Here is an 11,585-nt window from a genome sequence, read left to right as displayed (position 1 = left end):
CCGTTCAATACATAAAGGTGGCTAATATTAGTAGCTTGACAAATAAGCAGGGAAAGGAATTCAGGTGTGTCGACAGACTCACTAAAACTAAAGAAGAAAGTGATATCCGGCGGCATTCACCGCCGGGTACGTATTAAATGGAAGTCCGACGGTAGTCGCGGTATTCCGGTTTCCAGAAGTTATCGTCAATCGCCTGTTGCAGCGCTTCCGCTGAGGTTTTCACCGCTACGCCTTGTTGCTGCGCCATTTTACCTACGGCAAAAGCGATAGCGCGCGACACGACCTGGATGTCTTTAAGCGCTGGTAACACTAATCCTTCGCCGTTATTCACCAGCGGAGAATGTTTCGCCAGCGTCTCACTGGCTGACATCAGCATTTCATCAGTAATGCGCGATGCGCCGGAAGCGATAACCCCAAGTCCGATGCCGGGGAAAATATAGGCGTTATTACATTGTGCGATCGGATAAACCTTATCTTTCCAGATGACCGGCGAGAATGGACTGCCGGTTGCCACCAGCGCGTTGCCTTCCGTCCAGGCGATAATGTCCTGTGGCGTGGCCTCCACGCGAGAGGTGGGATTAGAGAGCGGCATGACGATCGGGCGAGGGCAATGCTTATGCATCTCGCGGATGATCTCTTCAGTAAAGAGCCCGGTCTGGCCGGAAACCCCGATCAGGATATCCGGCTTCACGTTACGCACCACATCCAGCAGCGACAGCACGTCATTTTCGGTATCCCAGTGCTGGAGATTGTCGCATTTCTGCACCAGTTTTGCCTGGAACGGCAATAAATTAGGCATCCGGTCCGTCAACAGGCCGAAGCGATCGACCATAAAAACGTTCTGTCGGGCGGCATCTTCGCTTAAACCTTCACGCTGAGTCTGCGCGATGATTTGTTCAGCAATCCCACATCCGGCGGAACCCGCGCCGAGGAAAACGATTTTCTGCTCGCTAAGCTGACTGCCGGCAGCGCGGCTGGCGGCGATCAACGTACCGACGGTCACGGCTGCGGTGCCCTGAATATCATCGTTAAAGGAGCAAATCTCATCACGATAGCGCGTCAACAGCGGCATTGCGTTTTTCTGCGCGAAATCTTCAAACTGTAGCAGGATATCTGGCCAGCGCTGCTTAACGGCCTGAATAAACTCATCGACAAACGCATAATACTCATCGTCGGTAATGCGCGGATGACGCCAGCCCATGTAAAGCGGATCGTTGAGTAACTGTTGATTGTTGGTGCCGACATCCAGCACAACGGGAAGGGTATAGGCCGGACTAATGCCGCCGCAGGCTGTGTATAATGACAGCTTACCGATAGGGATCCCCATCCCGCCGATGCCCTGATCGCCAAGCCCCAGAATCCGTTCGCCATCCGTCACCACAATAACTTTAATGTTGTGGTTAGGCACATTCTGCAAAATGTCGTCCATATTGTGACGGTTCGGATAAGAGATAAATACGCCGCGCGCCCGGCGATAAATCTCAGAGAAGCGCTCACAGGCCGCGCCCACGGTCGGGGTATAGATAACCGGCATCATCTCTTCAAGATGGTTTTGCACCAGTCGATAAAAGAGCGTTTCGTTGGTATCCTGGATGTTACGCAGGTAAATATGCTTATCGATTTCTGTTTTAAACCCCTGATACTGGAGCCAGGCGCGTTCGGCCTGTTCTTCAATCGACTCGACGACCTCTGGCAGCAGCCCTGACAAATTGAAGTTACGGCGCTCTTCTACGCTAAAAGCGCTGCCTTTGTTTAACAGGGGGAACTCCAGCAATACAGGGCCAGCGTAAGGGATATAAAGGGAACGTGCTTTCTTGGTTGTAGTTTCCATGTTACTCACTCTTTTTCGAATAACTGTCCCTGGCACCGTCGTTTATCATCATATATTGCCTTCCACCAGGGAACCGACCCTGAGTATAAAGCATTGTGAGACGTTAAGGTCATTCCTATAAACAAAAACACCATTGCAGATGCAATGGTGTTTAACGTCATTTCAGGACTGTACGATTACTTTTGGCTATCGGCGCGGCGCTTTCTGCCGGTTGGGTTATTCACCACGCTGCTGGTGTCGCCTTCAGTAACAACCTTACGCTGGTTGGAAATTCTGTAATCCAGTCCAAGTATATGACGAGCCTGACGGTTCGATTTCATGTTAACTCCTCAATCCTGTTGCTAGTTTTAAGGACAAATTCGCTTACGCGAAAGAAACGTAACCCCTAAGGTTGCCGATACAGCATAGCAGGTTTTACAGAGTCGGGTGCTGCCCGCTTACCACATAGTTGATGGTCTGCTGGTAGATGTCACTGAGGATGTCATTGTCGGAAGCCTCAACCCATTTGGTCAGCTCCATTAAAATATCATCTTCAGTGACAACGCCTAACTCCGCGCGTAATCCTTGTTCAATCGCGTTGACCAGGGCCGGTTGTGCTGCTGAGGTATTTGCTGAGTGATAAGTAAACATATAATGCCTCCGTGAACATGTATTTATTTAGTACGGCTCGCAGAAAATTAATTCGTATTCAGCATGGCAAATATTTTTGCGGCTGTGGTTAAGATTAGTCCTGGAGTTATTTTAACGCAAGGCGGAACTCTAATTGTTTACCCCTGAAGAAAATATATTACGTTTGCCAATTACATATCCTCATACAAATAGTGGTCAATTAATATACATTTAAAAGGCTACTTATTGTGATTTTTATCCTTTATTACAATGGGATAGGATAAATCTCAATATACATATAAAATATACATAATGGAATACGCCTCCAGAAGAAAAAGTAAGGACAAAAGGAGGGATATATTCTTTAAAGAAAGGGAGCCCTGTTGGTTTAATATTCATCACTGAAAAAGCATACAACTATTTTCTATATCTGAAGTGCGGGTAATCGACAACATGCTACCTCCATCGGCATGGACAACGCAGATTAGCAGCATGGTCTATACTTTATTTTTTGAGCCAACAGGAGAGCAAAAATGACAATCCATAAGAAAGGTCAGGCACACTGGGAAGGCGACATCAAACGGGGTAAAGGTACTGTATCAACAGAAAGCGGCGTGCTTAATCAACAACCGTATGGATTCAATACCCGGTTCGAAGGCGCGCAGGGAACCAACCCGGAAGAGTTAATTGGCGCCGCACATGCGGCCTGTTTCTCCATGGCGCTATCACTCATGCTGGGAGAGGCTGGATTTACGCCGACATCCATTGACACCACCGCTGACGTATCGCTTGATAAGGTGGAGGCGGGCTTCGCCATTACCAAAATTGCGCTACAAAGCAAAGTCGCGGTAGCAGATATTGATGCTTCAACTTTCGATCAAATCATCCAGAAAGCAAAAGCCGGGTGCCCGGTATCGCAGGTTCTGAATGCGGAAATCACCCTCGACTACCAGCTTAACGCCTGATAACCTCTCCAGCCCGGTAACGATGGGTTGATCGGGCTGATGAATATACTTTCAGACGGAGGGCTCGCTCCCGGTCTATCTGAGATCCTGCCGTATTTCTATCACCTCAACGCGCCGTAGACCACGTCTGCGGCATTGTCGTGGCCTACTTTTTCGCCTTAAAATCTGCTCGCCATGTTGCTTTATTCATCAAACATCAAAATCAGTCAACGTAAATATCAATAATAGCCATATCACGGAGGGTGATCTTTATTCCTGAGAGAGGAGGGGTATTATTTTCTGTGTTCTACATTAACGGGTTAACGCGCAGATGTAGAGGTTATTTATATAATTATTGGAGCAACAACAATGAATAAATTCTCCCTTGCTACAGCAGGTATTATCGTGGCAGCGCTGGTAACCAGTGTTAGCGTGAATGCGGCAACAGATACTACTAAAACAAACGTTACGCCTAAAGGTATGAGCTGCCAGGAGTTTGTTGACCTCAATCCGCAGACGATGGCGCCAGTCGCTTTCTGGGTGCTGAATGAAGATGAAGATTTTAAAGGCGGGGACTACGTAGATTTCCAGGAAACTGAGACGACAGCAGTGCCGCTAGCCGTTGAGCTTTGTAAGAAAAACCCGCAGAGTGAATTAAGCAAAATAAAAGACGAAATCAAGAAAGAACTCTCAAAATAAGAGTAAACTGATATCAAAACCCGGCCTGTGTGTCGGGTTTTACTATTTGTGACACCGTCACAAATAACATCTTCCATTTCTTCTACCAATCACGTGGTATTGCACTATTTTCATTAGAGCCCTTTCACTATATGGAGACCTAATGAAAATTTTACCGCTGGCACTCTTTATCATTCCTTTTCTGGCCGGATGCGGCGCCAATAATACGCCGCCGCAAACACCTATTCCCGGGGAAAAAACCTCTGCCAAATTACGTACCCTGGAAACAGGCGCGGCGGCTATTCAATCCAGACCACCTGTCGATGCCATCAGTACCTACCTTGACGGGTTCCATTTTTATAGCGGTGATAAAAACGGACAGATGGAAGCGCACCATTACGTTACCGTCCTGAACGAAGATGTCATGCAGGCGGTGATTTACGACGGCAATACGAAAAACGCGCGCCTGATGGGGGTGGAGTACATTATCAGCGAACGTTTATTTAAAACGCTTCCTCCCGAGGAGAAAAAACTGTGGCACAGCCACCAGTACGAGGTGAAATCCGGTAGCCTGGTGGCGCCTGGCTTACCGCAGGTCGCTGATAAAGCGTTGATGAGTAAGATTGTTAATACTTATGGCAAGACCTGGCACACCTGGCATACCGACCGGGATAAAACCCTGCCAATGGGTATCCCTGCGCTGATGATGGGCTTTACTGGCGACGGGCAGCTTGACCCCGCGCTGCTGGCCGATCGGGATCGCCGTCTGGGAATTGATACCCAGGCCATTAAACGCGAGCGGCAGGATCTGCCTGAACATCCCGTTGTTAAGGGGGCTAACGCCTGGGAGCAGGGGGAGGTTATCCAGCTACAGCGTGTTCAGGGCTCTGGCGAACACGGGCGAGGCGATACCGCGCACTTCGGTACATCTGAGCAATCCCGACAATAATTCGACGATTTTACACGCAGATAGGAAAAAGAATGCCTGTTAAGTGACAGTGTCACGTAAAAATTAGCCCCATAGTCTATGCTTGTTTTTCGGATGCTGTAGAGGTTATGGGTTAAACGGAGCGACAAATGAGTTCAAAAATTTTTTGCAAAAGCTGGGGGGCTGAATATATCGCCGCTGATGTTGTCCGCTTTCGTCTTTGGGCCACCGGTCAGCAAAAGGTTATGCTCAGGCTTGCGGGTAAAGACCAGGAAATGCAGGCGAGCGGTGACGGCTGGTTTACGCTGGACGTCTCCGGGGTGACGCCAGGTACGGAGTATAACTTTGTACTCAACGATGGCATGGTGGTCCCCGATCCGGCTTCCCGCGCCCAAAAAACTGACGTCAACGGTCCGTCATATGTGGTTGATCCAGGCAGCTACACGTGGCGCAACACCGGGTGGAAAGGTAGCCGTTGGGAGCAGGCCGTGGTGTATGAGATGCATACAGGCACGTTCACTCCGGAAGGCACCTTCCGCGCCGCAATAGCGAAGCTGCCTTATCTCGCTGAACTCGGCGTTACCGTTATTGAAGTGATGCCCGTTGCGCAATTTGGCGGCGAGCGTGGCTGGGGCTATGACGGCGTACTGCTTTACGCGCCGCATTCTGCCTATGGGACGCCGGATGATTTCAAGGCGTTTATTGACGCCGCGCATGGGTATGGTCTTTCCGTCGTCCTGGATATTGTGCTGAACCATTTCGGCCCGGAGGGAAATTATTTACCGCTATTGGCGCCGGCGTTTTTCCACAAAGAGCGCATGACGCCGTGGGGAAATGGTATCGCCTATGATGTCGACGCCGTGCGGCGCTATATCATCGAGGCGCCGTTATACTGGCTGACAGAATACCATCTCGACGGCTTACGCTTTGACGCTATCGATCAGATTGAGGACAGTAGCGCCAGGCATGTGCTGGTTGAAATCGCACAACGTATTCGGGAAGACATTACCGACAGGCCCATTCATCTGACTACCGAAGATAGCCGCAATATTATTTCTCTGCATCCCCGAGATCAGGATGGCAATGCGCCGCTGTTTACCGCCGAATGGAATGACGATTTTCATAATGCCGTCCACGTTTTTGCGACCGGAGAGACCCAGGCCTACTACCACGATTTTGCTGATGCCCCGGAAAAACACCTCGCAAGAGCGCTGGCCGAAGGATTCGCTTATCAGGGGGAAATCTCACCGCAAACCGGCGAACCTCGCGGCGTAAAAAGTACCGGACAACCCCCGGTCGCCTTTGTGGATTTTATTCAGAACCACGATCAGGTCGGTAACCGCGCCCAGGGCGACAGACTGATAACCCTGGCGGGCGCGGAACGAACAAAAGTATTGCTCGCCACGTTGCTGCTTTCACCGCATATTCCGCTGCTTTTTATGGGCGAAGAGTATGGCGAAAGCCGTCCTTTTCTTTTTTTTACCGATTTCCATGGGGATTTAGCCCGCGCCGTTCGTGAAGGTCGCGCAAAAGAGTTTGCCGATCATGCAGGGGAGAATGTTCCGGACCCGAATGCACCAGAGACCTTTCAACGCTCAAAACTTAACTGGAAGCAACAGCACAGTGAAGAGGGTAAAGCGTGGCTGGCGTTTACCCGCGAACTACTGCTTTTGCGCCAGAAGCATATCGTGCCGCTGTTGTCCGCTGCCCGTGAGAGCTCAGGAACGGTATTGCAAACCGCGCCCGGGTTTATTGCCGTTAGCTGGCGTTTTCCGGAAGGAACACTGTCACTGGCGCTGAATATTAGCGCCACGACGGTATTGCTGCCCGATTTACCGGGTAAGACTCTCTTCGCCTGGCCGAATGAATCCACCGGGTCGCTTTCCCAACATTCTCTTATTGTCCGCTTAGCCCAGGGAGAGTCTGCATCATGATCCCAACTGCAACGTATCGTCTTCAGTTTCGCAATGGCATGACCTTCGACCGCGCTGCGGCGCTGGTGCCTTACCTTAAAAATCTGGGTATCAGCCATCTTTATGCCTCACCCATTTTTACCGCCACCAAAGCGTCAACGCATGGTTATGATGTCACCGATGCGAATGAGATTGAGCCTTCTATTGGCGGGCGCGAAGGATTTGAAAGACTGGTGGCCGAACTTAAAGCGCAAGGGCTGGGATTGATCATCGATATTGTGCCTAATCACATGGCCAGCTCGCTGGAAAACGCCTGGTGGCGCGATGTGCTTGAATATGGCAAGGAGAGCCGTTACGCGCGCCATTTCGATATTGACTGGTCGCGCCGACTGACGCTGCCTTTTTTAGGCGACACGTTTGACGCCGTGCTGGAAAACGGAGAAATTGCGATCAAGCCCGATCCCGCTACGGGTAAACCCGCGTTCGCCTATTATGATAACTATTATCCGCTTGCGCCGGCGACATGGCAGGGGCGCGAGGCCGAAATACTGGCGCTTACCGATAAAGCCGCTATTGCTGATTTGCATGAGCGCCAGCCGTGGAAATTAATGTCCTGGCGCGATGCCGCTCGCTCGCTTTCATATCGGCGTTTCTTTGAGGTCACAGGGCTGGTAGGAATGCGGGTGGAAGATAAAACCGTCTTCGACGATACACATCGGCTGATTCTGGAGCTGGTCAGAACGGGGGCGGTTGACGGTTTACGTATCGATCATATCGACGGCCTTGCCGATCCGAAAGCCTATCTTGCGCGTTTACGTCAGGAAGTGGGGCCGGCGTGCTATATCACCGTGGAAAAAATTCTCGCTAAAGGCGAGCAGCTTCCTGATGACTGGCCGGTTTCCGGCACCACAGGCTATGAATTTATCGCCTCGCTGGCGGAGGTGCTGGTTGACGATGAGCAGATAGACAATCTGCGCCAGGCTTACGAGACCGTTAAAGGCGCGCCAGTGGATATGCGGACGGAATTACGGGCGGCTAAATTGCTGATGGTCGATCGCAATTTCGAGGGGGAATTTACCCGGCTGCTCGCGCTTGCGCTGTCGATTGCCAGCGAGCTACAGATCGCACAGGAAGAGAGCGTCGTTCGGCAGGCGTTACGCGAGTTATTAATTGCCTTTCCCGTATATCGCACTTACGGCACGGCAGAAGGGCTACCGCCGACCGATATTTGCCTGTTACACCGTATTGTGGAACGGGTAAAGACGCTTGAAAACCCTCCGCAGCCAGAAGCGCTTACATTTCTGAGCCGTCTTCTTACCGGCGATGTTCCCGCCTCCAGCCAGGAGGAGGCGACACAGTTTCGCGTTCGGTTCCAACAACTCACCGGTCCGCTGATGGCGAAATCGGTAGAGGATACGCTTTTCTTTCGTCAAAACATGGGACTGGCGTTAAATGAAGTTGGCGCCGAGCCCGTCACGCATCACTTCTCCATCGAACGCTTTCACCATGAGATGAAAACCCGACAGGCGCGACAGCCTGATGCGTTATCCGGTACGTCGACCCACGATACCAAGCGAGGCGAGGATGCGCGAGCACGCCTGTATACGCTTACCGAAGCGCCGGAACAGTGGAGCGAATGCCTTGCCCGCTGGCGGCAGATGAACCAGACCCATGTCAAATTTTTGAATGATGGCACTGCGCCAAAATCGGCGGATACGTGGATGTTATATCAGGCGCTGACCGGCGTCTGGCCCCCGATGCTACAACCACAGGACGAAACAGGTTTAAACGCGCTGAAAATACGCTTTGAAGCCTTTGTGGAGAAAGCGCTACGCGAAGCGAAGCTACGTACCGATTGGGTGGACAGTAATGAGGCTTACGAAACGGCAATGCTTGATTACGCCCGTTATTTACTGGCACCGGATAATCAGACATTTTTGCAGGATTTTTATCGTTCCTTGCAACCCTTCATCCGCGCAGGGCTGGTTAACAGCCTGACGCAGACCGTTATCAAATTAACCGCGCCGGGAGTACCTGATATCTATCAGGGAAGCGAGGCGTTGAATTTTAGTCTTGTCGATCCCGACAACCGCCGCGAACCGGATTTCGCCACACTGGCGCAGCAGTTAGACCAACTGACGCCGGGAGTTTTCTCGCGCGAAGAGAGTTGGCTGAACGGGCAGGTGAATCAGTATGTCACCGCTGCATTACTGCGTCTGCGTCAGCAGAATCATGAGCTCTTCCGTTTTGGCGACTATATACCGCTGCGGGCTGTTGGTCAGCGTGCCGACAAGGTCATCGCTTACGCCAGAGTCAATCATGATGATGCGCTGATCGTTGTTGCGCCCCGACTGGTGTTCGCCGAATGTGACGGCTTATTGTCACAATCGCATAGCGGTTTCTGGGCAGGAACCGACATTATTATACCCGGACAGCTTAATCAGCATCGTTATCGCAATGTGCTTACCCAGGAGAGGTTAATGCCTGGTGAACGCCTGTCGTTGGCCTCACATCAGGGCGGCGTACTGGTTTTAATGAGCGACTGAGTTTATGTGTTGATGTGCCGTGACAGGACAACGTTTACCGTGGGTGGAGAAAGAGAATGACAACAAACAGGGCTTTTGAAATCAGATCAGGATACAGCCATACGCTTGGCGCGAATTATGATGGCGAAGGCGTGAATTTCGCTATTTTTTCCGCCCATGCGGAACGCGTCGAGCTTTGCCTTTACGATCCGAGCGGGGAGCATGAAATCGCTCGTCTGGAGTTACCGGAATATACCGACGAAATATGGCACGGCTATGTCCCGAAGTTGCAGCCCGGCGCGCTGTATGGGTACCGCGTTTACGGTCCTTATGACCCGGAAAATGGTCATCGTTTTAACCCCAACAAGCTGCTTATTGACCCTTATGCCCGTGAGCTGGTGGGCGATATTCAGTGGAACGATGCGCATTTCGCGTATCAATTACTTCATGACGATAAAGATTTGACCTTTGATGACCAGGATAGCGCGCCATTTACGCCTAAATGCCGGGTGATTGATCCGGCTGAGGCGAATTGGGAGGATAGACAACGGCCTTCCATACCGTGGTCGAACGCCATTATTTATGAAACGCATGTAAAAGGCTTTACCCAGCTTAATTCCGCGATCCCTGAGCCTCTACGCGGTACGTTTGAGGGCATGGGGCATAAAGCCAGCGTGGATTACATTAAAAGTCTGGGTATTACCTCCGTCGAGCTTTTACCCGTTCACTGGTTCCCGGACGATCAGCATCTGCTCGATAAAGGACTGAAAAATTTCTGGGGATACAACTCGCTGGGCTTTTTTGCGCCGGCGACGCGCTACTATGATCCAAAAGGTATTCAGGGATTCCGCGATATGGTGCGCGCTTTCCATGATGCCGGCATCGAAGTGATACTGGATGTGGTCTATAACCATACGGCAGAAGGGAATGAACTTGGCCCCACGCTGTCATTCAAAGGTATCGATAACTTCTCTTACTATCGCACCATGCCCGATCAGCATCGCTATTACATTAACGATACAGGGACAGGTAATACTGTCAATACCTCTCATCCACGGGTACTGCAAATGGTGATGGATTCGCTTCGCTATTGGGCGGAGTCAATGCATGTCGACGGCTTTCGTTTTGATTTGGGCACCATTCTTGGTCGTGAGCCGGAAGGCTTTGATCAGAGAGGCGGTTTTTTTGATGCGGTAACGCAAGACCCGGTGCTGGCAAAACTGAAACTGATTGGCGAACCCTGGGATATCGGACCGGGCGGCTATCAGGTTGGCGGCTTTCCACCAGGGTGGGGCGAATGGAATGATAAATACCGCGATACGGTACGCGAATACTGGAAAGGTGACAACGTCACAAATGATTTCGCCGCACGCCTGCTGGGTTCCGGCGATCTCTATGATTTGCGCGGCCGTCGCCCCTGGTCAAGCGTTAACTTTATTACAGCCCATGACGGCTTCACGCTGAACGATCTGGTGTCTTATAACGACAAACATAATGAAGCCAATGGCGAAGATAATAATGACGGGCATAATGATAACCGCTCCTGTAACTATGGCGCAGAAGGGCCAACCGACGACGAAGGCATCAATGCGATACGCGAGCAACAGAAACGCAATTTCCTGACCACCTTGCTTTTCTCGCACGGCACGCCGATGTTATTAGCGGGCGATGAGTTTGGCCGCAGTCAGATGGGCAATAATAATGGCTACTGTCAGGACAGTGAAATATCGTGGGTCCACTGGGATAATTTGCCGGAAACCGCCAATGCGCTACGGGAGTTTACCCGTCATCTGATTCAACTGCGCGCCACGCAACCGCTGCTGCGCCGGGAAAGCTGGCGTGACGGTCTGGAGATCCGCTGGTTTAACGCCGGCGGAGGGGCGCAGCAATCCGAACAATGGGATGAGGGATCGACGATAGGCGTATGCATTAGTCGTCCCGATCTTCAGCCGGAAGCGGGGATCTGGCATGACGCCTTACTGCTTTTCAATCCGTTTGAAGGCAGCGTACCGTTCCGTATTCCGATGTGGGGAGAAGGCGGCTGGGTACTTGAACTGACGACTGCCGATAACGCGCAGCAGGGAATGCGGATTACCGAAGAAATGGATTTCGATCTGGCCGGGCGCAGCATCGTATTATTCAGACGCCCCTGATAGT

General features: G+C 51.3%; 9 protein-coding genes. 6 read left to right on the top strand and 3 right to left on the bottom strand.

The features are described 5' to 3' along the window. Nucleotides 1–133: 133 nt before the first annotated feature. From J4728_RS14110 to bdm, 3 genes are all read right to left on the bottom strand, one after another. Nucleotides 134–1,831 carry an NAD-dependent malic enzyme gene (locus J4728_RS14110; RefSeq protein ID WP_000450511.1) on the bottom strand — a complete coding sequence of 566 codons (1,698 nt, stop codon included), beginning with the start codon at nucleotides 1,829–1,831 and terminating at the stop codon, nucleotides 134–136. Nucleotides 1,832–2,007: 176 nt separating this feature from the next. Then, complete coding sequence (gene sra, locus J4728_RS14105) at nucleotides 2,008–2,151, bottom strand: stationary-phase-induced ribosome-associated protein (RefSeq protein WP_000841559.1); 144 nt, start codon at nucleotides 2,149–2,151, stop codon at nucleotides 2,008–2,010. A gap of 94 nt (nucleotides 2,152–2,245) precedes the next feature. Further along, nucleotides 2,246–2,461 carry a biofilm-dependent modulation protein gene (gene bdm, locus J4728_RS14100; RefSeq protein ID WP_000495700.1) on the bottom strand — a complete coding sequence of 72 codons (216 nt, stop codon included), beginning with the start codon at nucleotides 2,459–2,461 and terminating at the stop codon, nucleotides 2,246–2,248. 512 nt (nucleotides 2,462–2,973) lie between these two features. Between bdm and J4728_RS14095 the strand changes: the two genes are divergently transcribed. The 6 genes from J4728_RS14095 to glgX all read left to right on the top strand — a co-directional run bounded on the left by J4728_RS14095 (nucleotide 2,974) and on the right by glgX (nucleotide 11,581). Then, nucleotides 2,974–3,405, top strand: coding sequence for an OsmC family protein (locus tag J4728_RS14095; RefSeq protein ID WP_000152297.1), 432 nt, complete (start codon nucleotides 2,974–2,976; stop codon nucleotides 3,403–3,405). Nucleotides 3,406–3,753: 348 nt separating this feature from the next. Next, nucleotides 3,754–4,083 (top strand): acid-activated periplasmic chaperone HdeB, encoded by a 330-nt coding sequence (gene hdeB, locus J4728_RS14090; protein WP_001032161.1) that lies wholly within the window; start codon nucleotides 3,754–3,756, stop codon nucleotides 4,081–4,083. 142 nt (nucleotides 4,084–4,225) lie between these two features. Next, nucleotides 4,226–5,011 (top strand): OBAP family protein, encoded by a 786-nt coding sequence (locus J4728_RS14085; protein WP_000698598.1) that lies wholly within the window; start codon nucleotides 4,226–4,228, stop codon nucleotides 5,009–5,011. 128 nt (nucleotides 5,012–5,139) lie between these two features. Continuing rightward, nucleotides 5,140–6,924: a malto-oligosyltrehalose trehalohydrolase gene (gene treZ / locus J4728_RS14080; protein ID WP_208211925.1), complete on the top strand. Its 1,785-nt coding sequence runs from the start codon at nucleotides 5,140–5,142 to the stop codon at nucleotides 6,922–6,924. After that, the gene (gene treY / locus J4728_RS14075) at nucleotides 6,921–9,449 is read left to right on the top strand and encodes a malto-oligosyltrehalose synthase (RefSeq protein ID WP_079802288.1); all 2,529 of its coding nucleotides are present in this window, start codon (nucleotides 6,921–6,923) and stop codon (nucleotides 9,447–9,449) included. Before treZ ends, treY begins: the two co-directional genes overlap by 4 nt. Nucleotides 9,450–9,505: 56 nt before the next feature. After that, entirely contained in the window at nucleotides 9,506–11,581 is a 2,076-nt protein-coding gene (glgX, locus tag J4728_RS14070) for a glycogen debranching protein GlgX (protein ID WP_208211922.1), read from the top strand. The last annotated feature ends 4 nt before the right edge of the window (nucleotides 11,582–11,585 follow it).

This window comes from Salmonella sp. 32070601201500089SM, assembly GCF_017573605.1.
Taxonomy (GTDB): domain Bacteria; phylum Pseudomonadota; class Gammaproteobacteria; order Enterobacterales; family Enterobacteriaceae; genus Salmonella; species Salmonella enterica.
The sequence above is the reverse complement of the archived record's forward strand: the minus strand, read 5'-3'. Positions and strand labels throughout refer to the sequence as shown.